Source organism: Blautia sp. BIOML-A1 (assembly GCF_009883055.1).
Classification (GTDB): Bacteria; Bacillota; Clostridia; order Lachnospirales; family Lachnospiraceae; genus Blautia_A.
Genome location: NZ_WWVR01000038.1, coordinates 1 through 26,814 on the forward strand (window position 1 = coordinate 1; position 26,814 = coordinate 26,814).

Genomic DNA, 26,814 nt, shown 5'->3' on the forward strand with positions numbered 1-26,814 from the left:
ACAAACGGAATGCCTCGTGAAGACGGATATGACATCACAGTTGCATCCGAGATCATGGCAGTTCTCTGTCTTGCAAGTGACATCAAAGACCTGAAAGAAAGACTTTCCAGAATCATCATCGGATATACATACGGTAAAGTTTCCGAGCAGAAACCGGTAACAGCCGGAGATCTTCATGCAGAAGGTGCTATGACAGCCCTCCTCAAGGATGCCCTGAAACCAAACCTTGTACAGACACTGGAGCATGTTCCGGCAATCGTTCACGGTGGACCATTCGCAAACATCGCTCATGGATGTAACTCCGTAACTGCTACAAAGATGGCTATGAAACTCGCTGATTATGCGATCACAGAAGCCGGATTCGGTGCAGACCTCGGAGCAGAGAAATTCCTGGATATCAAATGCCGTATGGCAGACCTGCATCCAAGTGCAGTAGTTATCGTAGCTACTGTACGTGCCCTGAAATACAACGGCGGCGTGGCAAAAGCTGACCTCAACAACGAGAACCTGGAAGCACTGGAAAAAGGTATCCCGAACCTTCTGAAACACGTAAGCAACATCAAGAACGTATACAAACTTCCATGCGTAGTTGCTATCAATGCATTCCCGACAGATACAAAGGCAGAGCTTGACTTTGTAGAAGCAAAATGTAAAGAACTTGGCGTAAACGTTGCTCTTTCTGAAGTATGGGCAAAAGGCGGCGAAGGCGGAATCAAACTTGCAGAAGAAGTGATCCGTCTTGTTGAAGAACCAAACGACTTCTCCTACGCATACGAACTGGAAGGTTCCATCGAGGACAAGCTGAACCAGATTGTACAGAAAGTATACGGTGGTAAGAAAGTAGTTCTTACAGCAAATGCTCAGAAACAGGCAAAACAGCTTGAGGCTCTCGGATTCGGCAACTGCCCGATCTGCGTAGCCAAGACACAGTACAGCCTGACAGATGACCAGACCAAACTCGGTGCACCGACAGACTTCGAAGTTACTGTACGTAACCTCAAGATCTCCGCAGGAGCAGGCTTCATCGTAGCCCTCACAGGCGAGATCATGACCATGCCGGGACTCCCGAAAGTACCGGCTGCTGAGAGAATCGATGTAGACGAGACCGGAAAGATTACTGGACTTTTCTAAGAAATAGTCTCATATCTAAAAGGTTAATTTTTTGCTTTATAAAGCAGGGTAAATTATATTTTGGAAAATAAGAAAACCTTTGCGAGGGGAGGGCGCTCACAGTTGCGAAGGCCGCTCTCCCCTCGCGCACCCCACCGGGCCACGCTATCAGGAATATTAGTTATAGATAGTCGACGAAACATGTCGATACCAACACCACATATTCCTTGGCTCCAAGTTTAATAAAGTTAATACTTTTGCAAAAAGAAACTTTTTCTTTTAATCTTTTCAGCGTGGCCAAGTAGGGGGAGTCTGAGGGGGACCTTCGGCCTTCGCAACTGTGAGATGGTCCCCCTCAGAGGTTTATTTGGTTTCCAAACCGGAGGGCTATCGGGCAGTACCCGATAATGGCAACTTTGAGATGGTCCCCCTCAGAGGGTTTCACATATTTCCAAATATGTAACAGGTCTTAGGATTTATCCTAAAAAGATTATTATAATAACAGAAAATAAAAGAAAAAAGCCCCTTTTATTGGGTCACCTTTTTTCCGGAGGAGAAAAAATGGGATTTTCCACTAGCACATGCACAGAATTCGTAGAAGTCCTCGCCTCTAAAGCCCCGGTACCGGGCGGCGGTGGTGCTTCAGCTCTGGTTGGAGCAGTTGGTACAGCACTTGGAAACATGGTAGGCAGTCTTACTGTAGGTAAGAAGAAATATGCAGACGTAGAGGATGAAATGTGGGAACTGAAAGCAAAATGCGATCAGCTTCAGAAGGATTTCCTTCGTCTGATCGAAAGAGATGCGGAAGTTTTTGAGCCTCTTTCCAAAGCCTATGGTATGCCAAAAGAAACAGAAGAAGAAAAAGCAGAAAAAGCCCGTGTCATGGAGATCGTACTTAAGGATGCCTGCTCTGTACCGATGGAGATTATGGAGAAATGCTGTGAAGCAATCGAACTGATCGTTGAATTTGGTGCAAAAGGATCCAAACTTGCAATCAGCGATGCAGGTGTTGGTGCAGCTTTCTGCAAGGCAGCATTACAGGGAGCAAGCCTGAATGTTTATATCAACACAAAATCCATGGCTGACAGAGAATATGCGGAAGAACTTAACAAGAAAGCGGATGCAATGCTTGAAAAATACTGCAAGATTGCAGACGAAACATTCGAAAGCGTTCTTGGACGCCTGAAATAATATCTGATAATACGACAATTAGCGGAGGAAATATACAAAATGGCAAAGCAGTTATTAGGTAAAGAAGTAACAGCAGCACTGAATGAAAAAATCAAAGCAAATGTAGCAGAATTACAGGGAAAGGGTGTAAACCCGACTCTGTGCATCATTCGTGTTGGTGAGAACCCAAGTGACATTTCTTATGAAAGAGGAGCAACAAAACGCTGCGAAACTCTTGGTGTGGCATGTGAAAAAATCCTTCTCCCGGGAGATGTATCCCAGGAAGAACTTCTGGCAACTATCGACAAAGTAAACAAAGACGATCATATCCACGGCGTTCTTCTGTTCCGTCCGCTTCCGAAACATCTGGATCAGGCAGTGATCGAAAACGCACTTGCAGCAGAAAAAGACGTTGACTGCATGACAGATCTTTCCATGTCTGGTGTATTCACAGGCAAAAAGATTGGATTCCCGCCATGTACACCACAGGCCTGCATGGAGATCCTGGACCATTACGGAATCGACTGCACAGGCAAGAAGGCTGTTGTGATCGGAAGAAGCCTTGTTGTTGGAAAACCGGCTGCTATGATGCTGGTTAAGAAAAACGCAACCGTAACCATCTGCCATACAAGAACTGTTGATATGCCGTCTGTTGCAAAAGAAGCAGACATCGTGATCGTAGCAGCCGGACGTGCAGGCGTTGTCGGAGCTGACTATGTCAGAGAAGGACAGACAATCATCGATGTAGGTATCAATGTAAATGCAGAAGGCAAACTTTGCGGAGACGTTGATTACGCAGCAGTTGAGCCGATCGTTGATGCGATCACACCTGTTCCTGGCGGAGTTGGAAGTGTTACAACATCCGTTCTTGTAGGACATGTAGTAGAAGCTGCAATGAGAAAGGTAAATGAATGATCAGAAACAAAAAAGCAATGCTCTTTTGTTCACAGATGATACTGACGGGTGCCCTTATGACAGGGGCACCTTGTCTGGTCTTTGGGGACAACACACAGACATCTGAAATTTCACAGATCTCAGACCATTCCGGAGAAGGACAGATCCACAAGCCGGAACATCCTGAGGCACCGGATTTTACTTCAGACCCGAATTTTATAGATGATTCCACAGACAACACAGCCGGTTATTATACAATTGTTGGAACCACCACGGTTTCGCTGGATCAGATGACTTCTCAGTACAATTCGCATGGTCAGGAATATCCGTCTGCCGCCCTCAAAGAAGGCGGGGCAGAGACGATAGAGGATTTTTGCACGATTATTCTAGAGGAGGCGAATGCAGAAGGCATCCGTGGGGAAGTTGTATTTGAACAGGCCATGCTTGAGACAGGATGGCTTGCATATGGAGGTGATTCCGGGATTTCCCAGTACAATTTTGCCGGCCTTGGAACCACAGGCGGCGGTGTCCAGGGTGTCTCCTATCCTGATGTGAGGACCGGTATCCGTGCACAGGTACAGCATCTCAAAGCATATGCCTGTGATGAAGCACTGAACCAGGACTGTGTAGACACACGCTTCGATATGGTACGAAGAGGCAGTGCTCCCTATGTGGAATGGCTTGGACAGCAGGAAAATCCAAATGGAGGCGGCTGGGCAGCCGGAGCTGATTACGGAGCAAAACTGATCCGCTTACTGAGTGAACTTAAAGAGAAATAAAAGATTGACAAAAAATTATAAAATATGTTAAAAATATCACGATAATATAGAAAACAGGCAAAACTTTGCATAAATTATTGAAATTTTTTCGCATTTCCCTTGTATATAATAACTATTTAATGTATAATGAAAACTATCATTACTGTGTAAAGTATACAAATTGATAAACACAGATCAAATTACATTTTTAACAAGGAGGGAATCGAATGTTAGATCAGTCTTATTATGTGAAGACAGATGAGATCATCGAACACTACGGACGCAAACCGGCATCACTGATTCCGATCATGCAGGATATTCAGGCGGAATATCGTTACCTGCCGGGAGAGCTTCTGACCTATGTGGCATCTAAGATCGGGGTTACCGAGGCAAAGGCTTACAGTGTTGCCACCTTTTATGAGAACTTTTCCTTTGAGCCGAAGGGTAAGTATGTGATCAAGGTCTGCGACGGAACTGCCTGTCATGTACGTAAATCCATGCCGGTCAAGGAAGCCCTTATGAAAGAACTTGGCCTCAGTAACAAGAAGCATACAACGGATGACATGCTTTTTACAGTAGAGACGGTATCCTGTCTTGGTGCATGCGGACTCGCACCGACACTTACCGTAAATGACGAAGTACATCCGAAGATGACACCTGAAAAGGCAATTGAGCTTTTGAATGAATTGAGAGGTGAGAAGGTATGAGTATTGTGAGTAAAGATGATCTGCTCAGGAAGCAGGCCGAAGTAAAAAATACCCTGGAATCTTTTACCTGTCGTATACTTGTCTGTTCAGGTACCGGATGTATTGCCTCCGGTGCACAGAAGATTTACGATGAGATGGTGAGACTCTGTGAGAATCTTGACTGGGTAAGCATCGAGATGAAGAAGGACGTGCCGCATGTTGGTATCGTCAAGACAGGCTGCCAGGGCTTATGCGAACTTGGACCTCTGATGAAGATTGAACCGTATGATTACCAGTATGTACATGTACAGGTGGAGGACTGTAAGGAGATCGTGGAGCGTACAGTCATGGGAGGAGAGCCTGTTACCCGTCTGTTCTACCGTGATCATGATAATGTCTGTCAGCATCCTTCAGACATTCCGTTTTTGAATCAGCAGACCAGGATTGTTCTTGAAAACTGCGGCAACATCGATGCAGAATCTATTGACGAATATATTGCAGCAGGCGGATTCCAGGCTATGGCCAAAGCCTTCTTTGATATGACTCCGCAGGAAGTGATCGATGAAGTGACCAGATCCGGTCTTCGCGGCCGTGGCGGTGCCGGTTTCCCGGCAGGCAAGAAATGGTCACAGGTTGCACGTCAGAAAGAAAAAGTACGCTATGTAGTCTGCAACGGTGACGAAGGTGATCCGGGTGCGTTTATGGATGGCTCCGTAATGGAAGGTGATCCATACAAGATGATCGAAGGTATGACCATTGCCGCTTATGCAGTTGGTGCAGAGGATGGTTATATCTATGTGCGTGCAGAATATCCGCTGTCCGTCAAACGACTTCATATGGCGATCGAGCAGGCCGAATCCTATGGACTTCTCGGTGACAATATTCTCGGCTCCGGTGTAAACTTCCATTTACATATCAACCGTGGAGCCGGTGCTTTCGTATGTGGTGAGGGTTCAGCACTTACCGCATCCATCGAAGGCAAGAGAGGTATGCCGCGTGTCAAACCTCCTCGTACTGTAGAGAAAGGACTCTGGGAGAAACCTACTGTCCTCAATAACGTAGAAACCTATGCCAACGTTCCAAAGATCATCCTTCAGGGTGCTGACTGGTTCCATACCATCGGAACAGAGGGAAGCCCGGGAACCAAGACCTTCTCTCTGACAGGTTCCATTGAGAACACAGGTCTGATCGAAGTTCCTATGGGAACAAGTCTCCGTCACATTATCTATGATATCGGCGGCGGACTTAAGAACGGAGCTGTTTTCAAGGGCGTACAGATTGGCGGACCATCCGGCGGCTGTCTGATCGAGGATCAGCTCGACCGTCCTCTTGATTTTGACTCTGTCAAATCTTTTGATGCGATCATGGGTTCCGGCGGCCTTGTAGTTATGGATGACAATACCTGTATGGTAGAGGTTGCCAGATTCTTCATGAACTTTACACAGAGAGAGAGCTGCGGTAAGTGTGTACCATGTCGTGAAGGTACCAAGCGTATGCTTGAGATCCTTGAGAGGATCGTAGAAGGCAAGGGCGAAATGTCAGATCTGGACGAGCTGGAAGAACTTGCTACCATGGTTCAGAGCATGGCTCTTTGCGGTCTCGGCAAGAGTGCTCCTCTTCCTGTTATCAGTACACTGAAACGCTTCCGCGACGAATATGAAGAACACATTCGTGACAAGAAATGCCGTGCAAAAGTCTGTACAGCACTTCGTCAGTTCCACATCAATCCGGAATTCTGTATCGGCTGCGGCAAATGCGCGAAGAACTGCCCGGCAGGTGCGATCAGCGGAAAGATCAAACATCCGTATCACATCAACAACGATGCATGTATCAAGTGCGGTGCATGTAAAGACAACTGTAACTTTGATGCGGTTTATGTGGAAGCATAGGAAGGAGGCTGACTTATGGGTACAATGACAATTGACGGTAGAAAAGTTGAATTTACCGATGAAAAAAACGTCCTGACCGTTATCCGTAACGCGGGGATCAACATTCCGACACTGTGCTATCATTCGGAACTCTCTACATTTGGTGCCTGTCGTTTATGTACGGTAGAAGATAACAGAGGCAAGACCTTTGCTTCCTGTTCAGAAGAACCGAGAGACGGTATGGTTATTTATACCAATACCGACAAATTAAGAAAATATCGTAAACTGATCGTAGAACTGCTTCTTGCAGCACACTGCCGTGACTGTACAACCTGTATCAAGAGCGGTGAGTGCGTTCTCCAGGAACTGGCACACCGTCTCGGCGTGAGAAACGTTCGTTTCCAGAACACAAGAGAGCATCATGAACTGGATTTCAGTTCACCATCCATCGTTCGTGATCCGAACAAATGTATCCTCTGCGGAAACTGTGTACGTGCCTGTGAAGAAATCCAGGGAATCGGTGCACTTGGATTTGCTTTCCGTGGAACAGAAGCTATGGTTATGCCTGCATTTAACAAAAAGATCGCAGAGACACAGTGCGTAAACTGCGGACAGTGCCGTGCTTTCTGTCCGACAGGAGCGATTTCCATTCATACCAATACAGACAAAGTATTTAAAGCACTGGCAGATCCGGATGTCCGCGTCGTTGCACAGGTTGCTCCGGCAGTCCGCGTTGCAGTAGGCGATCACTACGGACTCCAGAAGGGCCGCAGTGTTATGGGCAAGATCGTCAATGCACTTCATCGCATGGGATTTGACGAAGTTTATGATACTACTTTCAGTGCTGACCTTACCATCATGGAAGAAAGTGCAGAATTCCTTGACCGCATAGAAAAAGGCGAGAAACTGCCTCTTCTTACCTCCTGCTGTCCGGCATGGGTAAAATTCATCACAGATCAGTACAAGGATTACATTCCGAATATTTCCACCTGCAGATCTCCACAGGGAATGATGTCTGCAGTTATCAAGGAATACTTCCGTGATCCGGAGAATGCCAAAGGCAAAAAGACGGTTATGGTTTCCATCATGCCATGTACAGCCAAGAAGGCAGAAGCAGCTCGTCCGAACAGCTATACACATGGTGAGAAAGATACCGATATCGTTATCACAACGACAGAACTTCTCCGCATGATTGACAACTTCGGCCTCGATTTTGCGACAATTGAGCCGGAAGCATGCGATACACCATTCGGATTTGGTTCCGGCGGTGGAGTTATCTTTGGTGTTACCGGTGGCGTCACAGAGGCGGTTCTCCGTCGACTTACTCCGGATCACAGCAAAGAAGCAATGCGAGAGATCGCTGAGTGCGGTGTCCGTGGAGATGAAGGCATCAAAGAATTCTCCGTATCATACAAGGGCATGGAGATTAAGATCTGTGTAGCCAGCGGACTTGCCAATGCGAGAATTGTCATGGATCGTGTAAAGAACGGCGAAGCAGAGTATCATCTGATCGAAGTTATGGCATGCCGTCGTGGCTGTATTATGGGAGGCGGACAGCCGACCAGATCCGGCGACAGAACCAAGGCAGCCAGAGCAAGAGGTCTGTACAATGCTGACAACACCATGATCATCAAGAAATCCGATGAAAACCCGATGGTACTTGAACTTTATCAGGGACTCCTCAAAGGCAAAGAGCACGAACTGCTCCATAATGAGTTTTATTGAATAGAATAATTTCATAAAAAACTACCCTCCTGCATACATTATAACGATACATGGGATTGTGCGAATTTATGCAGGGGGGATTTTTTTATGGAAAATTTTCAGATTTACCGGGACATTCAGGCTCGTACCGGTGGGGATATATACATAGGCGTTGTCGGACCGGTGCGTACAGGAAAATCCACGTTTATCCGAAGATTTATGGAGCTTATGGCACTTCCTGTGATGGAACCAGACAAACAGGCAGAAGTGCGGGATCAGCTTCCCTTAAGCGGTTCAGGGAAACTCATCACCACGGTAGAACCAAAATTTATTCCGAAAGAAGCGGTTCCCGTCACCCTCGGTGAAGACCAGAAGGTGAGGATAAAACTGATCGACTGTGTTGGCTTCCTCGTAAAGGATGCCTCTGGGCATATTGAGGAGGGAAGAGAACGGATGGTCAGAACCCCGTGGTTTGAAAAATCTATTCCCTTCCACGAAGCGGCACAGGTTGGCACCCGCAAAGTGATCGAGGAACACGCGACCATTGGGCTTGTGGTCACAACAGACGGAAGCTTCGGCGAAATCCCGCGGCAGAATTTTGCAGAGGCGGAGGCACTTACAGTAAATGAACTGAAAAAACAGGGAAAGCCATTTCTGATCCTTGTCAACTCCCAGACACCATATAAAGAAGAAACACAGAAGCTCTGCCGCAGGCTGTGGGATAACTATGGCGTAACCACGATCGCTGCAAACTGCGAACAGCTTCGGAAAGAAGATGTTACAAGAATTCTGGAAAACATTCTCTATGAATTTCCGGTCAGTGAGATCCAGTTCTACATCCCGAAATGGGTGGAGATGCTCTCCCCTGAGCACGAACTGAAAGCCCAGATCCTCACCCAGATCAGAGAACATATGCAGAAGCTGACACATATCCGCGATATCACAAAGGACTCCATACAGCTTACAGGTCCTTATGTCCAGGAAACTCTTCTTGACCAGATCGACCTCTCCAGCGGCATTATCCGCATCCGGGTTCAGGTTCGGGACGAATATTATTACAAAATCTTAAGTGAACTGAGCGGCATCACCATGGAAAGCGAATACGACCTGATCCACACCATGAAGGAACTGACCAATATGAAAGAGCAGTATGTCAAGGTCAGGGATGCACTCGAAGCCGTCCGTTCCACCGGCTACGGAGTAGTCGTGCCCGATCTTTCCGAGATCCAGATCGAAACTCCGACGGTTATCCGCCAGGGAAATAAGTTCGGCGTAAAAATCCGCTCCAAGAGCCCGTCCATACACATGATAAAAGCAAACATTGAGACAGAGATCGCCCCGATCGTCGGAACTGAGCAGCAGGCAAACGATCTCATCCAGTACATCGGTGAGAGCAGCCAGCGCGGCGAGAGCATCTGGGAGACCAATATCTTCGGCAAATCCATCGAACAGCTCGTAAAGGACGGCATCAGCAGCAAGATTTCCACCATCGGCGAAGAAAGCCAGACAAAGCTTCAGGATACCATGCAGAAAATCGTCAACGACAGCAAAGGCGGGATGGTGTGCATTATTATCTAAACGAAATGTAAAATTGTGTTGCTTTACGGACAAAAGGTTTCATGGTATCATGCTCTATATAGGTAAACTTATTGTAGAGAATGATATCGTGAAGCCTTTTTATAGTAATAGAATAATTCAGAAAGGGAATAAAATAATGGAATTTTCAGTCAAAGGAATTGGAATAATAAAAGAAGCAGATATTAAAATTGATGGTTTGACTGTAATTGCGGGAAGCAATAACTCCGGGAAGACAACAGTTGGAAGAGCATTGTATTCTGTTGTCAATGCAGTGGAAAACTTAGATCAGAAACAAGATATAGATCAGTCAGCAGCTATTGTTGAGAGAATTAAAAAAATCTTAAATATTTATAGAAGTTTGTTAACTGAATATGAGTTTATGATGCAGGATTTTATAGAGGAGAAGAATAAATTTGTAGTTGAAATTTTGGATTTAGATCATATGCCGATAGACGAGAATTCAGATTATTATATTACTCTATTATATCAATTTTGCGATTCGATAAAAACGGATACTTTCTTAGATTTTCTGATAGATGATATGAAAAAAATTTCGCCATATTTTGAAGCGAGAGAAGATGAATTTTATAGTGAGTGGAAATATATTAAACCGAAAGCGTTATTGGAATGTAGCAAAGCTCTCGATTCTGCAAAGTCATTTCAGAAACAAGAAAGAAAAGATTTTGCATGTAAAATAGCCGCGAGAACTTTACAGGTAGAATTTATGAACCAGGTGCAGTCAATTGGTCAATCTGACAATGGACAATATTCAATCGTAAGGCTTAGAAATCAGAAGGAAAATCTGTTTGAATTTTATATTTCTGATGACAATATAAATATAGAAAAATCAAAATTCCAGGATGGATATTTTGACAGTGTTTATTTTATCGATGATCCTTATGTTATTGAAGATCCTCGTGTATATCGATTTATAACGCCAAGAAAGAGAACAGACAGTTATGTACAATCAAGGATTGTTAACCATCGAGAAGATATGCGGTGCTTAATGAGAAAACCTGAAGAGGATAAAAAAATCAGTGAAACTTTATACCAGGAAAAACAACTGGAAAAAGTAATGCAGCAAATCAATGCAATTGTACCTGGCATGGTTTCTGGAGGCACCTATTATACACCAGAAATGAAGATAAAAGTCGGAAATCTGGCAACAGGCTTTAAGATTTTTTCAATCATCAAGAAAATCCTCACAGAAAACGACCTCTCAGATAAAACTCTCCTGATCCTGGACGAGCCAGAATCACATCTTCATCCAGAATGGATCAACCGCCTGGCAGAAGTTATCGTACTTTTGGTAAAAGAGTGCAATATCACAGTCCTTCTTACTACACACAGTCCAAATTTCTTACTGGCAGTTGATGCTTTAATGCGAAAATATGACATTCGCAATAAATGTCACTTTTACCAGACAGAGCAGGAAGAAGATCATAGAGTAAAATACATCGAAAGAACAGACAGCCTTGATGATGTTTACGCTGATTTTGCCGCATCTTTCGCAAAAATGAGTGCAATAAGGAAAAAATACATGAATCTGGAGGAGTAGAATGGGAACATCAGAATTAGCTGATTTTTTTGAACAGAATTTTTCTAAAAAAACTTATACAGAACTATCTGCCAATCAAAATAAGAGCCTAATCCAGTCGTCAAAATGCGAAGCCTATGATTTTGATGAAATTACAGAATATATTTTTCCACAGAATAAACCGTCCTCAGCAGATGCAATTTTACTGGATAAAAACAGAATATGCTTTATTGAGTTCAAAAGCGGATTCCACAGAAAAATGTCCAGAACCAATTTTGACCGTGCACAGTGCCGATGCGAGAAAATAGACGCTATTTGCGACGATTATGCAAATCTTATGAAACGCCATCTGCAAAATATAGAATCAGAACTGAAATCAAATCTTTTTCAAAAAACAGCAGAAAGCAGATGGACACTGGAATATCATCTGCTGCCAGAAGCATATAAAAACAAGGCATACCCTGATTTACAGATTTTCTATATTATTGTCACCGACAAAGTAAAAGAAGATCCCATAGACGCTATGGGCCAGATCATGGACGATTTGGCTAATATACATAACGAAGACAACTTCTACGAAAAAATGGAACAATCAGTAAAACACTTATACTGCGAAAGTCGATACAGAAAAAAGGCTTTTTACGATAAAGTAGAAGTTTATTCTGTGCAGGATTTTGAGACGTTCTTTTTGAACTAAATGAAGAAAAATTGTAATATAGTCAAAGGATACTCTTTCTAAAGCAGGAAAATACTTGCTTTAGGAAGAGTATTTTTTATAATAAACAAGAGCAATATGTTCTTGTTATAGCAAATAATATTAAATCGTTAAAGGAGAGATTTTATGGACAGGCAATGGATTTGCATAAGGAAAAGAAAACTTTTGGGTACAGAGTTTATACATATCCTTGACAGTTATAGATGCAGTTCTGCATTAAGGCTGCGAGGCAATCAGTTTTATGAACTATACAATGATATGATCTGTGTGCTTCAGGAACTTACGTCTGATTATATGGAGGGCAAGAATTATATCGGAGATCAACTGTCAAATTTTTTTGAGCGATGTCATATGGAACTTCCATCGGAAAGAAAACTACCGGAGGCTCTGGAAGAACTTTTTGGACAGCTAGAATTTAAGCTAAAGATTGATCTTACAGAAATTCTGGATCGGTGTGTACTTTGTACAAATGAAGCGTACGCACATATGCAGAAAGCGCAGCAGCAGGAAGAACAAAGAATTTTACTGATAAAATCTTTGATGGAAGAGAATAAACTTAATGAAAACAACAATGAGAAACTGGAAAATCAGATCAGAAACTTACTTTTATTACAACAGGCAAAATTAAAGTCTGATCAATACAAAATGGATAAAAACGAAACAAACATAACCAGAGTCTGGTGCGATCTGCTTGTTTCATCTGTTTTTTCAGAAGAGATTTCTTATGGACTGATGTTACGTTTGGTGGAAAATGAGATACTGACAGAATCCGAGATAACCACATTACTGGAAGATAAATACAATATAGAGAAAGACTATGAATGGTATTCAGAAGATTTTATCGGATGTGGATTAGACGAGCCCGCGGATATCAGGATAGAGGATGTACTGGATATATGTACAGGAAGAATAGAAAAGATTATTGGAACTAAGATATAGAAGTTTATTATGTAAAGTTGTGTGATAGAGAAATACAAAACAGAATGACATAAAAAAGATATGGAAACTCCGCCGTAGAAGTTTCCGTATCTTTTTTTACTTTATAAGAAATTACTCCGTAATATTCCAATAAAGTTAAAAAAATGCAGTTATGTCAAAAGAACGAATGTCATTTTCGGCATACAGAATCATAGAAACTGCCCTATATATGGTACAATAAAGATGTCGAAATTTATCAAAATATGGGGGGAAACGGTGGAACATAAATTCATAAACTGGGTCAGATCAGGCCCGATCAAAAAATGGCTGAACAAAGAAGTACATCAATATTACATCCGGGAATTAAATGCAGAAGAACAGGATTATTTAAACGTGGTATCAAATTATATAGAATACTACAACATAAGAGCGTTCCGCTGCAAATGGGGGTTCTACGGGACAAGCCTGATAAAAATCTTAGGCCTTTCCAGCATTACATTTTTAAAGATAATGGGAAAAGACGGAGCTGAATTTGCAACCATGGCAGCAGCAGTGACTACCATGTGTCTGGCGATAGAAGGCATTGTAGCTCTGTTCAAATGGCAGGAAAAATGGATCTTGTACAGGAACACACAAAATGCTCTGATGAGAGAAGACCGGCAATTTACAGAAGGTCAGGGAATTTACAGCAATGAAGAAGACAGATTTTCAAAATTCGTGGAAACAGTAGAAGGAATCATTGACGACGAAGCACGAAAATGGAATACCTACGTGCAAGAAAAAAACAGTCAAAAAAACGAAAACGAAGGAAAGGAGAGTGATGAAAATTGAGGTGTTATTTAAACAGATAGAAAGAAAAAAACAAACTATGGGGGAATTTACTATTATGAAAAATGAGGTAAAATGCAGCATACCACTTACAATCGAGAGAAGGTTAAAAGCATATACTGAATGCGAAAATCACATTGAACGACATGAAATCATGTGGCATGAATGGAATCACAACAAAAGGTGGCTCACACAGATACAGGAACTGATCCTTCCATCTTTTCCTTCATACAGTCGTCATGATTCCAGCCACTCAGAGGCAATCATCCATAATATTGAAATGCTCCTTGGAGAAGAAAATATTCAGGAACTTTCAGCGACAGACTGTTTTGCGATTCTTCATACCGTTTACATCCATGATATCGGGATGTGCATCACACATGCAGACAGAGAAGAAATTCTGAAGAATAAAGAATTCTATGAATACCTCCGGAATTTATGCGAAGGCTCAAACTCGGATTTCAATGAATATGCCAGAATCCTGCTGCGGGAATGTTTCAAAAAAGAAGGAACAGAAGAAGAACAGCTGCAGTACATTCTGGAAAGCAAACTCAAAGTATACTATGCGATCATTTATCTGATCGGGGAATTTCGAAGAAAGGAACATGGAGAAGTATCCGAGAAGCGTCTGGTAAGCTGGATCGATAATCCGGAAAAGCTTGGGATCGGTTTTTCCACAATTGATATACCTAATCGTCTGTTCTATATTATCGCAAGCTGTGCCGCCGCACATACCAAATGGGATTTTCAGGAAATCCTGAATTTAAGACAGGAAGATTCAGGTTTTGTGCTTGACTATGTTCATCCAAGATTTATAGCAGTTCTTCTTCAGCTGGGCGACGCACTGGATCTGGATAATAACCGTTTTCATCCACTTACCGAAGAATTTCTGGGAAGAATGCCAAAAGAATCTTCCGTTCACTGGCGAAAACACAAGGCAATCCGTCGTCTGAGAATCACAAATGAAAAAATATCCATCAGCGCAGATTGTAAAAACCAGGATGAACTCCGCCTGATTCGCATGGAATGCGATATGATCCAGGATATCCTGAAAAATGCCACTTTCTACTGGTCTGTGATCAAACCCAAAGAATCAAAAGCCTGCCTTCCGACACTGGACCAGACAAATCTCTTATTGAATGGACGGAGTATTTTGCCGGAACTGGTAGAAGTTCAGTTTGAGATCGCACAGGAAAAAGCTTTTGAACTGCTCATTGGCAATAATATCTATACCGATCAGAACTTTGTATTTCTGCGTGAATTGCTGCAGAACGCAGTAGATGCGACCAAAATACAATATTACCGGGAATACAGCAGAAAATGTTCCCGGGAAGAATATATCGAACTAAAAGATGTAAATGCACAAAATAATAAAAAAGAACTGAACCCACTGCAAATCAGCAAAAGAGTATCACCACTGGAATATCCGATCGTTATAGAACTATCCGTCAAAAAAAGGCTCTATAATGAGATGTGTGAAGAAGTCTTTGAAGACATAACAGAAGAAGATATGGATAATCCAAAGAAATATCTTGAGAACTGCGAATGTGGAGTCCTTGTCAAGATCAGGGACCGTGGCACAGGAATCAGCGAAAAAGATATCAAACAGATCGCAGATGTCGGAACCAGTTACGAAGCAAAAAAAGAAGAAATCAAACAGATACCGAAATGGCTGCAGCCAACAGGAACCTTCGGAATTGGCTTACAGTCTGTCTTTCTGGCAGGAAAATCTCTGAAAGCCTATACACATGCAATGGAGTCACAGCCATTTGACATTACTTTCTATCCAAGGCAGGAAGGAAAACGTGGATATATCAATGTAATGCCAAGAAAAACACAGGCCATGTTTGATCCATTTGGAAGCTGCTTCGAATTATTTGTTCCACATGGCAAAAAAGAGCTGCACAAAGATAATCCGGAAACCTGGAACGGGCGGGATCCATTTGAAGAAGGGTATGAAGATACGAAAGAAATCAGGCATTCAAGAGAACTGCTCAAACAGATGGCTTTGTATCTGGGAGAAATTGTAGGAGAACCCCTGTTTCCTATTCAGCTCTACATCAAAGACTGCCAGACTGAGGAAGAATGCAGGAAATTTTATGATGAAGATTTCAGAGATAAAATTCACAATCTGACTGTAATCATAGGTACTTCAAAAGGAATTCTGGAAGAAAAGAAAGAAGAAAAGAAAGAAGAAAAGAAAGACGAGAAGAAAGACAAAAAGAAAGATGAAAACAAGAACCGCGTAACCTGGGTATATAATCTCGGCAAAAGCGAAGACATGCTCGGCCCGGATGAAGAAAATAACATATATAAACTGGACTGCGACAGTGGAAAATTATATATCTGGAATCAAAAATATAATACCTATGCCAGGATCGGAATTGATCGCATTCTTACCATGAAAGCCAAGATCAACTCACCAGATTCCGAAGAACTGATGAAAGAAAAAGACGGAATCAAGATTTACTACAAAGGAATCCTGACGGCGGTCGCAGAATTCGAGGAAGATGCCAATCTGATCGAATATATGGATATAAAAGATACCCTCGCCAGAGAATATCTGAAGCTGAGCAGAAAAGGCTTCTCAAAGAAAGGATACGTTTATTTACATAAGATCTATCGTGAGATTATCAGAACTGCACGTATAGCACTTGTAAAATTCGATGAAGACGGCAAAAGCATAGAAAAAATATCCCAAAACATTGATACGTTGCAGAAGGATGATCCGAAACTGACGTTAGAAGAAAAATCAAAAAATAAAAAACAATTGGAAGAACTGCGACTGTCTTCACTGGCTTTGATCTACTTTGCCATGGTTAACGAAAAAAGTGAAGCATATTCAAGCGAAAGGCCAAAAGATAAAGCGTCACATTGGACAGACTTATTGGAGCATATTACAACAAAAACAGGAGAAAACGATGCAAACTCTGTTTTGTATAATATCCCTGTTACAGGTGGGAATGAGAACAAAATTCCCATATTTGAAATTATCGATCCAGCTAATAAATATTTGGTTGTTTCAGAGAGGGAAGCGAACGGAGAACATCGCTGGAAGCAGCATCTGGTAAAAATTGCTGCAGATTACTACAACCAGGAAATAAAAAGAAATATTGAAAAACTGAGAAAAGAAAACACTCTGTCAGACCGCGTGGAACTAATGAGAGCATTGAAAGAAAATATGAAATCTTATGAGAAAGGAATAGAACCTTCACACTCAGATGATAACTATTTGATGATGCATAAGGAACAGGTCATTTTAACCTGGATATTGGACAATATCCCAACAATGGCAGTCTTTGCATCAACAGATGGAAATCTGAGGGTAAATGTTCTGGATGTGGATGTCTGTGATTCCGTTTACTTTGATCTGGATATGAAAGCTCTGGTTTTAGAACGAATTCAGAAAAAAGCAGCAAAAACACAGAGATTCAGTGTTCCGGTCTGGAGCGGTTTCGGTGCATTAAGCCTGGAAGAAACAAGAGACAGTATCGAATTTGTAAAAAGAGGCAAACTGTCCAGAGCAGGATATGGAGAAATGATTTTTCCATTGACAGGGGAGGTATTTGATAGAGAACTGGAAAATTATAAGGATGAAGTGTCAGGACGTATGACCAAGATTCTTAAACGACTGGACAAAATGATTGTGTATTCGGCGGAGAATTCCGGCAAAAATATGATTAAAAAATTTTTGAACAGTTCGGACAATTCAATGGAAGGGAATCAGAAATATCTGGCTATAAAGGAAAGTATATCGAAAGAAGAGAAAACACAATTAGAGGAAGATCTGAAGGTAATAAAGGAATGCTTCCGTAATATGGACTCAGAAAGTATTTCTCTGGGCGCAAGATTATATCAGGATTACTGTATAAGATCAGATGATGCAAAACGATACAAACATCTGAAAAATTATGTTCAGCTTCACGGCAAAATGAAACCGAGTGACGGAATTATTGATGCTTTGTATGAACGTTATATGTACGAAATTGCACAGGTGATCGTGTATCTTTCATACCGCACATTAAAAGAAAGGACAGTCAACCCGGATAAAACAGAAATATCCCTGGAATTTATGGAATACTTTGTCAATTATCTCAGAGGCGAGAAAGACGAACAACCATAAGGACATTATTTACAAGGACTCTGCATGTTCTTCATTCAGAAAAACATGCAGGGTTCTTACCCTTTCAAATGCCGTAGCAGTATAATAAGCAGGAATCCCCATGGTATTTCCGAGATAATCTAGCCAGGAATTAAAACTCATCTGTGAAGAAAAAACTCTTTCTTTATAGCGAATCATAAGCCTGTCAACAGTTTTTACCGGCATAAGTAAAAACGCAGCCAGAATATGACAAAGCTGTTCATTAAAATCAACAGGAAACGAAGAGGGAATCAAATAGTGAATGTAATTTTGGACATTACTGCCATTAAGCAGACAATACGCAAGATGATAAGCAACCGTATAACGCCGGGTCAGATTTCTGGTCTTTCGGTTCAGATAAATCGCTTGTCCATAATATGTATTTAAGTACCCAAACACCTCCACAAGAAAATCATTTTCCGGAAGATTCATATTTGTCATATCCTTATCATATACCTTGATCTCACAGGCTGCCGCCAGCTTATAAATATCAACAGAGAACTGCTCCTGAGAAAAATAATGCAGCTTCTCATCCAAAATAGCTGTCGCCATTTCGTGCAGATCAAGATATATATTTTTTATCGGGAGTGAACTGGTAAAATCAGAAAAATTCATGGTGCAAATACTCCTTATAAAACAAGATATGCTGAAAACTCAAAAATATGCCTAGAAGAACAGATTGGGAAAATTCGGAGAAGAACTATTGATAATCAGACAAAGTGAAATAAAAACAAATAGAATGCGTATGGGATACTTTACATATTCAAAATTGCTGGGACTTCAGTTTGCTGTGATTGGGATAATAGGAATCATGTGCCTGATACTGTTAAGACTAGGAAAAATATAAAAGAATAAATCATTTCAAAAGACAGATTCTTATGGTACACTTCATATTAGGTGAGAGCTGCAAAATCAGCATAGCTGATTTCTCCTGGTGAGCAGAAGAAATTTTGCAAGCTTTGGTAAGCTGATAATCATACAATTAGAAGAACCGGAAATAGAAGAGAACCGCTGAAAAAATTGGAATGTATTACAAAATTAAGGTGGGAGTTTATGAGCCAAAAAAATTTTTACACAGCATTTAATATCATATACAGTTACCTAAAAGAACCTCTTGGGATTTACCAAAAAGAACAGTTTTATCGTATGATTTTTCAGGATATCTATGCGCTGACAGGAGATGGCTTATACGATAATGACTCAATTCGAAAGATAACGTCCGGTCAGACTCTCATTCACAGAAGAGTAGCTAAGAAGTTATATACCGAAAATGGATTTGAAATATTTCGAGAGAGTATCGAAAAAGTCTGTCTATCTGGCGAATTTGAAAAAACAAAGATGTTATCAGATTTACAGAGATTACTTAAAGAAAGCACAGTAATCCCAGATAATATAAAACAACAGATCAACAAGAGTTTTGCAGAAACTTCTTCTTATCAGCAATCACGTGCAATTGCTGCGATATTAATTTGCTCCGACAAGGCAGATTGTGCATGGCAAAAGAAAAGTGTTTTCAGTTTAGATGTAAGTTTTATGAGACTGGAAGCAGATTATCCTCCTGCAAAATATCCAAAGTATATTTCTGACTCACCGGATGCGGCTGTAGAAGAACTGATTGGTCGGGAAGAAGAACTTAAAGAGTTATATTCAGAAATCGTAGAAAAAGAACAGAATATGATGATTTCGGCAGTTGGAGGACTTGGAAAAACAGAACTTGTAAAAGCATTTTTGAACCGTATTATGAATACGGAAGTTCAGGAAAATGGAATCGAAAATGTTGCATGGATCCCGTATAATAATCAGGATATTCGCTTATCTATAAAACAGGCATTGCATTTGTCAGGGGATTTGGGGGAAGTTTGGTCAAAAATCCAGGATAAAGCGGCACAATATAATAAAAAACTGCTCTTAATCGTAGATAATATTGAAAAAGTAAAGGATGATAAATATTTACAGAAATTAAGTTCTCTTCCATGCCGAATACTACTAACAAGCAGGCAGCAAACATTTCCGGGATTTCACAGAATAATGTATCTACAGCCTCTGAAAATGGATAAATGTCGAGAGCTATTTTATCGTCATTATCAATTTGAAGAAAGAGACAATGAAACAGTTAATGATATCATCACGCTCACAGCAAAACTTACGATTATGATTGTGTTTATTGCAAAAGCGGCATACATAGAAGAAATGTCTCTGCATCAGCTATATTCCAAACTGGTCGAAAAAGGTTTTAAACTAAGCGAAGAAGATGTTTCCTGTGAGCATGAGAAATTACAAAATGATGATACCATTATCCGGCAGATGTGCATTTTATTTTCCATTGTAGAATATGGCAAAGAGGAAAAGGTTCTGCTTACCTGTATTTCAGTAATACCAAATTTACAATTTGATTTTGCAAAAGCGAAAAAATGGTTTAAAACAAAAAAGAACGGACAACTGCTAAAGCTTTTTGATATTGGAATGTTAGAGCATAGCGTGAAAGACAGAAAACATATTTACTGGATGCATTCTGTTATTGCAGCAGCGATCAGAGAACAGCAGAAACAGATCCTGTATGACACGGCATCTCCATTTGTACATGAACTGTCCAGAGAGTTAGATCTTGGAGAATATTGGGGAAAAGGATATACAAAGCTTGATCTGATCCCGTTTTCCTGGTCTGTGGCAGATCTGTTTGAAAACCATTGGGGTAATGAGGATGATTCTGTTTTCTTGCTCAGATTATATTATGTCTGCTTTGAAGCAAGCAGTTATCTGCTGTGCAAAACTCTGATAGAAAAAGTAATAGAAATTGATAAAACGATTCAAAACCCAGAAATGCTGATTCGAGACTATAGAAATTACGGCGAATTATGGCTTAGGATGGATGAGACAGAAAAAGCTATTCAGTATTTGAATACTGCGAGAAGATATATGAAACAGATAGATCCTGATCAACGACTCAAAAGAGAATGGGCTTATTTATGGCATGAATATGGAAATATCTATTTCCATAAAGGAGAAGCCACAAAGGCGATAAGATATTATAAACGTGCTCTGAAAATTGATCAAAGTATTCCGAATCTTCCGCGAAGAGAACTTTCGACAGACTATTCAAGTATTGCTGTAATCTATCAGGCAATGGGAGAACTGACAAAGGCATATAAGATGTTGACAAAGGCCATTGAAATCGACGAAAAAGATGAAAACGATTCTGAATTTATTATGAACATTTATTATATGGCGACATTATGTACGGATTTTGTAGCAAATGGATATGATAAGTATATTCCGAAAGCGGATCAATGTTATAAAACAGTGATTCGTTTTCGTGAAAAAAATTTGGCAAAGAATAGTAATGATTTGGCAGATGTATATTTGGAATATTCAAATTTCCTTTATCAGATTGGAGAAAAAACACGGTCTTCTTATTTCGCTAATGAAGCCCATATTATTTATTTTGGACTTTATGGCGAAGAAAGCTATCATGTACTTCAGTGTTTAAATAATAAGGCATTGATACTTTGGGAAGAGGGAAAAATAGAAGAAGCTTTGAAAATGTATCGTGATATTGTTAAACGTGCAGCAAATATGCGGAATATCCCATTTGATGATGTGTGTATGGACTATCAAAATTACGCAGATTTACTGGAACATACAGATCAGTATGAAGAGGCGATGGAATATTATAAGAAATATATTCGCCTAATTAAGCAAAATGTTTCTGAGAATAGCCCCAAACTGGCACAGTCCTACATAGGAATGGCTAATTGTCATATGGGAATGGGGGATTATGAAACAGCAGTTAAATATTTGGAAAAATTAGCACCATTTACAAAAGATGATTCATTACTGGAACGATTGATGCATCATAAAATTGGGACATGTTCTGCTTTCATAGGAAGAGATGATATGGCGGCAGACCATTTGGAAAAGGCACTTCAGTTATGCGATGAAGACGGAATACTGGATAGAGGATATATTTATGTTGATCTGTGTATAATTTATCATAGGATGAAACAGAATGACAAAGCTATTTTATATGGAAAAGAAGCGAAAAAATTTGCAGTAAACTTTAAGGATACAGCACTTGATGAATATGTTCATAATTTAGACATAATTTCAGAAGAAAAACAGAACATTTAATATCACAGCCAAATTAAAAGAAATTTGCTATTATCTCTGCATACAAAGAACTGAATGCATGGAAAGAGAGGTAGCGGAGATGAAAATTACAAAGTTAATTGATGTACTTATGGCGGTGAAGAAAATCACAGGAGAAATTCTTGGCGGCTGCGATGATTTATTATTGGCGTTACTTATATTTATGGCAATCGAATATATAACTTGCATATTAGCTGGAATCTATAATAAGAAAATTAAAGAAATCACGCTTGATAAAATCATAAAAAAATCATGTATTATCCTTTTGGTAGCAGTTGGTAATGTAATAGATTTGCTGATTTTTCAGAACGGCAATGTGATCCGCACAGCAGTTCTTTCCTTTTACATTTCCAGTGAGGGTCTGGGCATTTTAGAGAATATAACAGTAATCGGGGTATCAGTTCCACAGAAATTAAAAAGTATCCTGGAACAGATGAAAGATGATTCGTCTGAAGAAAATAAAAAGTAAAAGCCAGACTAATCGAAAACCGTACATACGAAGATTGTATGGATGATTTGGAAGTCATTTCTGGAAATGTACCAAAAGTATTCATTTATGATAATCAGCAAACCTATATAGAAGAAATTTCCATTTCTTAACCTATTGTGCTACTTCAAATAAATTATATGAAAACCTGTAAATGCGCAAAGAATCCCTGTAATTATTGGAAAACTAAAATTTTTAGAATATCAATTCCTTGATTTTTCCAAGTTCGCAGGGTTCATTGAAAATACTGTTTAATGCAATACAGAGATTGTACGCCAGTACTTTATTGACCAGGCGGGTACATAATCCCTGAAAGCTTTTGGCCAGCACTCTTTCTGCATTTAGTTGACCAGTTAGCTGCGAAAACACAGTTTCTACCCGCCTTCTCTGTTTGAATATTAATTGACGCACAGATTTTGTCCAGTTTTCTTTACTGTTAGAACGCTTCAGGGCAAAAAGGCAGATATTTTGCTCCTGCATCAGCCTTTCACCGACATAGCCCTTGTCTGCTAAAACTGTGAAATTTGAACAATTGTCCACCAGATCCCGTAACCCTTCGCGGTCGTCTGTGGAGGCTGGTGTGATCTCAAATGCAGTAATGTAGCCTTCTAAGGTGATCAATGCATGTACTTTGTAACCGAAATAAGTTTCCTTTTTAGAAGGGCATTTTCCGTAATCAGCACCATGATTGCGAAATACTTTGCAGTAGCGTGCACGCCCGAATTTACAGACCGCAAGCGGAAAACTGTCAATGATGCAGTAAGGACTGATGGGTACCGGGAAATCCGAAAGCAATTTTTGCCGTAATAATTCTGTCGTCTGCATCAATGCCCGCCTTGTTCTGTTAAAACGGCTTCTGCTGCAAAGCTGTGGGAAAAGGTGTTGGTAATTCTTTTTTACAAAAGAAAACCAGGCATTTTCAGAATCAATACCGACCAACTCTCCACAGAGAGCAATCGTAATGATTTCGGAATCAGATAGTTTTGCATCCAAAACATGGCGACGTTTTCTGACTTCCGAAGGTGCAAAGCGGTGATACAATTCATCAATAATAACGTAAGTGGTCAAAATAAAGTCTTCAAAAGTTGCAATAATCGTGGTATCATTATTTTGAAACTTCAACATGATGATGCCCCCTTTCAAATTTGTATGTCCTACAAATAAGATAGCACATTTTGTTGAAGTTTCTTTATATTTTATTTTATCTAGCACAACAAGTTTATATTCAGAAAATTATATTTATCGTGATATAAAAGAGAAAGTTATTGGGAAGACCTGTAAGTATACTCCGGGAATTGAAGAATCATTAAAAGATCTAATCCTTGGGAATGCAAAAAGCAAAGGATATCTTGAAGGGCTCAGAATCTCTCAGGAAGAAGCACTCTGCCACCAGTATATGGGACAATTCCCCGTAATTTCCATCAGCCTGAAAGGTGTGGACGGGCTGACGTTCGAGTCCGCATGTACCCCATTAAAGGGAATTATCGGAAGAGAGGCACTGCGTTTTCAGTTCCTGAAGCAAAGCGGTCAGCTGTCCCAGGAAGAAAAAGAAATCTATCAACAGCTCATCAGAATAGATGAAAAAAACAGAGAAGTTTACGCAATGTCAGAAGGCATTCTTATACAGAGCCTGCAGAACATTATGAAGATGTAAAGAGATGGTATGATGGCTATCGCTTTGGAAAAACGGATATTTACTGCCCGTGGGATGTGATCAGCTACTGCGATCAGCTGCGTGCAGATCCATCCGCACAGCCAGAAGATTACTGGTCCAATACAAGTGGAAATACAATTGTACGGCGTTTTATCGACAAAGCAAATATGCAGACCCGTAATGAGATTGAACAGTTGATAGCAGGAGAAGAAATTATAAAAGAAATCCGTCAGGAACTGACATACAGCGAACTGGATAACAGCATCGAAAACCTGTGGAGTGTTCTTTTTACAACAGGCTATCTGACACAGCATGGAGCCTGCGGAGATGACAGATACGCTCTCGTTATTCCCAATCAGGAAATACGAAAACTTTTTATCAGACAGATCCGTGAATGGTTCAGAGAATCCGCAGGAAATGACCGTTCGAAACTGGATACATTCTGCAGTGCCTTTCTGGAAAAAAATCCGCAGAAAATAGAAGAGCTGTTTGGCGATTATCTCTGGAATACGATCAGCATCCCTGATACTGCGGTATCCAGACAAAGAAAAGAAAATTTTTATCATGGGATTCTGCTGGGACTGTTTGGATACCAGAGCAACTGGATCATAAAATCCAACATCGAATCAGGAATCGGGTACAGCGACATCCTGGTTGAGGCACCCGAGAAACGAACCGGGATCATCATCGAAATGAAATATGCCGAGGATGGAGATCTGGACACAGCCTGCACAGCTGCCCTGAAACAGATCGAAGAGAAACAGTATGATACCAGACTGAAAGAAGACGGCATGCGGACAATCATCAGGTACGGAATTGCCTGCTACAAAAAAGACTGCCGGGTGAAGACGGTATAACCTGATACTCTGAAAGACTATCAGGGAAATGTCCTGCTGGCAGGGATCAATTATGATAAAGAAACAAAGACACATAGCTGTGTGATAGAAAAATATGAGGTAAAATAAGTGAGCGTGAAAAAACAGGATAAAGTTCCAGGGCAGGTGATCAAATGAAAGAAATAAAGTATGCATACTGTAATGAATGTGAAGATCTAGTAGAATTTGATGTTATTGAACAAAATATTACAGAACAATACAAAGGAGAAAATGTTAAATTTAAATTTCGCACAGGACGCTGCAGATATTGTGGCAGTGAGGTTGCGACAGACGTAGATTATAATACACGGAGGTCAAAAGCCAAGATAAAAGCTTACAAACAATTAAAAGGAATTATTAAACTGGATGAAATTTCAGAAATCCTGGAAAAATATGATATAGGAAAAGAAGCTCTGGCTGATATTGCAGGATTTGGAAAGGTCACAATCAAGAGATACTATGAAGGGTTTATTCCTGCAAAGGAATATTCGGACAGACTTTTGGAATTCCTGAACAAAGAATCAAGTTTTATTAATGCTGTGGAAATTAGCAAAAATAAAGTGAAACCCGTAACATATCGTAAGATTACAGCTAGATATGAACGTCTATGCGAGATTGGAAACTCAAAAACTGAACAGATTGTCAATTATATCGTGACACAACTTGAAGAAGTTACACCATTAGCATTAGAGAAACTGCTGGCTTTTTCTAATGGTGTAAACTATGCATTAAACGGAGATCGTATGATAGATGAAGAATGCCAGGCATGGCAGCATGGCCCCGTTTATCCGGTTGTATATAATAAATATAAGAAGTTTGGTTATAAACCAATTGATGATGGTATCCACAGCAGCCATGGCTGTATGCTTTCCAAAGTCTCACAGGAAGAATTAAAGGCCATTGATATGGTTCTCGATACATTTGGTCTGTACTCACCCAAAACGCTGGAGACTATCAGTCACAAGCAAACTCCATGGATTGAAAAAAGACGGGGATATGGTCCAAAAGAAGCAAGTCATGAAGTGATAGATGAGAAGGCAGTAAAGGTATACTATATACAAAATAAATTAAATTCAGAAGAACAGATTATGAAATATATCCTGGAATGCCTGAAACGTGTATAAATAGTATGCGATAAAATAAGACATGACTTAAGAATACTTTAAAATATTGGAGGGATTCTATGCACAGAACATTTTTACCAGTTGGACAGGGAGCATTTTATTGTGAGCGTTTCGAAGGGGATGGGATAAATAAGAAAGAAGTAATAAATGTTGTATATGATTGTGGATCAAGCACAGGTATTGAAATAGTAGAGCACGAAATAAGAAAAAAATTCACACTACATGAAAAAATAAATGCTTTAATAATTTCACATTTCCATGAAGATCACATCCAGGAAATACCCCATATATTGTCAGACATTCAAAGAGAAACTAAATGTAATAGCATTTTTATTTCAGGTGCAGCTCATGAATATGGTACAGCATGGGAATATACCGCCCCTCAGTTTATTCGAGCTTTAGTCAAAGAACTATATCAAAAACATTATAAAATTATCACAGGACATGCTCGTGGAATAGGAAGTTATGTCATCAGTGCTATTGTAGAAGAATGCCAAAATAATGTGTCGAAACTTGAAAAACACCTTATGATTAAAGCATTTCCGAGAGCGTTTCAAGTTTTGTGTAAACAGAAAAAACTGATATAAGATATGTCATTAGTTATCGAGGACAGAACCTGTT

At 40.4% G+C, this 26,814-nt stretch carries 21 protein-coding genes; 19 read left to right on the forward strand and 2 right to left on the reverse strand.

Annotated features, from left to right (window positions below):
* The 13 genes from GT674_RS14170 to GT674_RS17160 all read left to right on the forward strand — a co-directional run.
* On the forward strand, positions 1–1,131 hold a 1,131-nt coding region (locus GT674_RS14170), incomplete at its 5' end, for a formate--tetrahydrofolate ligase (RefSeq protein WP_161286296.1).
* Between the two features lie 540 nt (positions 1,132–1,671).
* Entirely contained in the window at positions 1,672–2,301 is a 630-nt protein-coding gene (locus tag GT674_RS14175; protein WP_161286297.1) for a cyclodeaminase/cyclohydrolase family protein, read from the forward strand.
* A 39-nt stretch (positions 2,302–2,340) separates the two neighbouring features.
* On the forward strand, positions 2,341–3,195 hold the full coding sequence (locus tag GT674_RS14180; protein ID WP_161286298.1) for a bifunctional 5,10-methylenetetrahydrofolate dehydrogenase/5,10-methenyltetrahydrofolate cyclohydrolase: 855 nt from the start codon (positions 2,341–2,343) through the stop codon (positions 3,193–3,195).
* On the forward strand, positions 3,192–3,953 hold the full coding sequence (locus GT674_RS14185; RefSeq protein WP_161286299.1) for a glucosaminidase domain-containing protein: 762 nt from the start codon (positions 3,192–3,194) through the stop codon (positions 3,951–3,953). Before GT674_RS14180 ends, GT674_RS14185 begins: the two co-directional genes overlap by 4 nt.
* Positions 3,954–4,159: 206 nt before the next feature.
* The gene (locus GT674_RS14190) at positions 4,160–4,639 is read left to right on the forward strand and encodes a complex I 24 kDa subunit family protein (protein ID WP_161286300.1); all 480 of its coding nucleotides are present in this window, start codon (positions 4,160–4,162) and stop codon (positions 4,637–4,639) included.
* Positions 4,636–6,507, forward strand: coding sequence for an NADH-quinone oxidoreductase subunit NuoF (locus GT674_RS14195; RefSeq protein WP_161286301.1), 1,872 nt, complete (start codon positions 4,636–4,638; stop codon positions 6,505–6,507). Before GT674_RS14190 ends, GT674_RS14195 begins: the two co-directional genes overlap by 4 nt.
* Positions 6,508–6,522: 15 nt before the next feature.
* On the forward strand, positions 6,523–8,211 hold the full coding sequence (locus tag GT674_RS14200) for a [FeFe] hydrogenase, group A (protein ID WP_161286302.1): 1,689 nt from the start codon (positions 6,523–6,525) through the stop codon (positions 8,209–8,211).
* A gap of 87 nt (positions 8,212–8,298) precedes the next feature.
* Positions 8,299–9,768, forward strand: a complete 1,470-nt coding sequence (gene spoIVA / locus GT674_RS14205) for a stage IV sporulation protein A (protein ID WP_161286303.1) — start codon at positions 8,299–8,301, stop codon at positions 9,766–9,768.
* A gap of 88 nt (positions 9,769–9,856) precedes the next feature.
* Entirely contained in the window at positions 9,857–11,326 is a 1,470-nt protein-coding gene (locus GT674_RS14210) for an AAA family ATPase (RefSeq protein WP_161286304.1), read from the forward strand.
* Between the two features lies 1 nt (position 11,327).
* Complete coding sequence (locus tag GT674_RS14215; RefSeq protein ID WP_161286305.1) at positions 11,328–12,002, forward strand: hypothetical protein; 675 nt, start codon at positions 11,328–11,330, stop codon at positions 12,000–12,002.
* Between the two features lie 183 nt (positions 12,003–12,185).
* Positions 12,186–12,959 carry a hypothetical protein gene (locus GT674_RS14220; RefSeq protein ID WP_161286306.1) on the forward strand — a complete coding sequence of 258 codons (774 nt, stop codon included), beginning with the start codon at positions 12,186–12,188 and terminating at the stop codon, positions 12,957–12,959.
* 255 nt (positions 12,960–13,214) lie between these two features.
* The gene (locus GT674_RS14225) at positions 13,215–13,769 is read left to right on the forward strand and encodes a DUF4231 domain-containing protein (protein WP_161286307.1); all 555 of its coding nucleotides are present in this window, start codon (positions 13,215–13,217) and stop codon (positions 13,767–13,769) included.
* 55 nt (positions 13,770–13,824) lie between these two features.
* On the forward strand, positions 13,825–17,889 hold the full coding sequence (locus GT674_RS17160) for an HD domain-containing protein (RefSeq protein WP_192926047.1): 4,065 nt from the start codon (positions 13,825–13,827) through the stop codon (positions 17,887–17,889).
* Between the two features lie 9 nt (positions 17,890–17,898).
* Here the strand turns inward: GT674_RS17160 and GT674_RS14230 are convergent, their stop codons facing one another.
* Complete coding sequence (locus tag GT674_RS14230) at positions 17,899–18,522, reverse strand: hypothetical protein (RefSeq protein ID WP_161286308.1); 624 nt, start codon at positions 18,520–18,522, stop codon at positions 17,899–17,901.
* Positions 18,523–18,960: 438 nt separating this feature from the next.
* On the opposite strand from GT674_RS14230, the gene GT674_RS14235 reads away from it, so the two are divergent.
* The gene (locus GT674_RS14235) at positions 18,961–22,035 is read left to right on the forward strand and encodes a tetratricopeptide repeat protein (RefSeq protein ID WP_161286309.1); all 3,075 of its coding nucleotides are present in this window, start codon (positions 18,961–18,963) and stop codon (positions 22,033–22,035) included.
* A 79-nt stretch (positions 22,036–22,114) separates the two neighbouring features.
* Complete coding sequence (locus GT674_RS14240; RefSeq protein WP_161286310.1) at positions 22,115–22,522, forward strand: phage holin family protein; 408 nt, start codon at positions 22,115–22,117, stop codon at positions 22,520–22,522.
* A gap of 213 nt (positions 22,523–22,735) precedes the next feature.
* Here the strand turns inward: GT674_RS14240 and GT674_RS14245 are convergent, their stop codons facing one another.
* The gene (locus GT674_RS14245) at positions 22,736–23,665 is read right to left on the reverse strand and encodes an IS982 family transposase (RefSeq protein ID WP_161286311.1); all 930 of its coding nucleotides are present in this window, start codon (positions 23,663–23,665) and stop codon (positions 22,736–22,738) included.
* On the opposite strand from GT674_RS14245, the gene GT674_RS17820 reads away from it, so the two are divergent.
* The 4 genes from GT674_RS17820 to GT674_RS14260 all read left to right on the forward strand — a co-directional run bounded on the left by GT674_RS17820 (position 23,664) and on the right by GT674_RS14260 (position 26,780).
* The gene (locus GT674_RS17820) at positions 23,664–24,194 is read left to right on the forward strand and encodes a hypothetical protein (RefSeq protein ID WP_330585596.1); all 531 of its coding nucleotides are present in this window, start codon (positions 23,664–23,666) and stop codon (positions 24,192–24,194) included. The two genes, GT674_RS14245 and GT674_RS17820, sit on opposite strands and share 2 nt — an antisense overlap.
* A 56-nt stretch (positions 24,195–24,250) precedes the next feature.
* Positions 24,251–25,051 (forward strand): PD-(D/E)XK nuclease domain-containing protein, encoded by an 801-nt coding sequence (locus GT674_RS14250; RefSeq protein WP_330585597.1) that lies wholly within the window; start codon positions 24,251–24,253, stop codon positions 25,049–25,051.
* A gap of 152 nt (positions 25,052–25,203) precedes the next feature.
* Positions 25,204–26,193, forward strand: coding sequence for a type II toxin-antitoxin system antitoxin SocA domain-containing protein (locus tag GT674_RS14255; protein WP_161286312.1), 990 nt, complete (start codon positions 25,204–25,206; stop codon positions 26,191–26,193).
* Between the two features lie 59 nt (positions 26,194–26,252).
* Positions 26,253–26,780, forward strand: a complete 528-nt coding sequence (locus GT674_RS14260; protein ID WP_161286313.1) for an MBL fold metallo-hydrolase — start codon at positions 26,253–26,255, stop codon at positions 26,778–26,780.
* Positions 26,781–26,814: the final 34 nt, after the last annotated feature.

Excerpts from the sequence above, each read along its gene's own strand:
- GT674_RS14175 (WP_161286297.1), top strand. The coding sequence starts at position 1,672 with ATGGGATTTTCCACTAGCACATGCACAGAATTCGTAGAAGTCCTCGCC.
- GT674_RS14180 (WP_161286298.1), top strand. The coding sequence starts at position 2,341 with ATGGCAAAGCAGTTATTAGGTAAAGAAGTAACAGCAGCACTGAATGAA.
- GT674_RS14185 (WP_161286299.1), top strand. The coding sequence starts at position 3,192 with ATGATCAGAAACAAAAAAGCAATGCTCTTTTGTTCACAGATGATACTG.
- GT674_RS14190 (WP_161286300.1), top strand. The coding sequence starts at position 4,160 with ATGTTAGATCAGTCTTATTATGTGAAGACAGATGAGATCATCGAACAC.
- GT674_RS14195 (WP_161286301.1), top strand. The coding sequence starts at position 4,636 with ATGAGTATTGTGAGTAAAGATGATCTGCTCAGGAAGCAGGCCGAAGTA.
- GT674_RS14200 (WP_161286302.1), top strand. The coding sequence starts at position 6,523 with ATGGGTACAATGACAATTGACGGTAGAAAAGTTGAATTTACCGATGAA.
- spoIVA (WP_161286303.1), top strand. The coding sequence starts at position 8,299 with ATGGAAAATTTTCAGATTTACCGGGACATTCAGGCTCGTACCGGTGGG.
- GT674_RS14215 (WP_161286305.1), top strand. The coding sequence starts at position 11,328 with ATGGGAACATCAGAATTAGCTGATTTTTTTGAACAGAATTTTTCTAAA.
- GT674_RS17160 (WP_192926047.1), top strand. The coding sequence starts at position 13,825 with ATGAAAAATGAGGTAAAATGCAGCATACCACTTACAATCGAGAGAAGG.
- GT674_RS14230 (WP_161286308.1), bottom strand. The coding sequence starts at position 18,522 with ATGAATTTTTCTGATTTTACCAGTTCACTCCCGATAAAAAATATATAT.
- GT674_RS14235 (WP_161286309.1), top strand. The coding sequence starts at position 18,961 with ATGAGCCAAAAAAATTTTTACACAGCATTTAATATCATATACAGTTAC.
- GT674_RS14240 (WP_161286310.1), top strand. The coding sequence starts at position 22,115 with ATGAAAATTACAAAGTTAATTGATGTACTTATGGCGGTGAAGAAAATC.
- GT674_RS17820 (WP_330585596.1), top strand. The coding sequence starts at position 23,664 with ATGATGATGCCCCCTTTCAAATTTGTATGTCCTACAAATAAGATAGCA.
- GT674_RS14245 (WP_161286311.1), bottom strand. The coding sequence starts at position 23,665 with ATGTTGAAGTTTCAAAATAATGATACCACGATTATTGCAACTTTTGAA.
- GT674_RS14255 (WP_161286312.1), top strand. The coding sequence starts at position 25,204 with ATGAAAGAAATAAAGTATGCATACTGTAATGAATGTGAAGATCTAGTA.
- GT674_RS14260 (WP_161286313.1), top strand. The coding sequence starts at position 26,253 with ATGCACAGAACATTTTTACCAGTTGGACAGGGAGCATTTTATTGTGAG.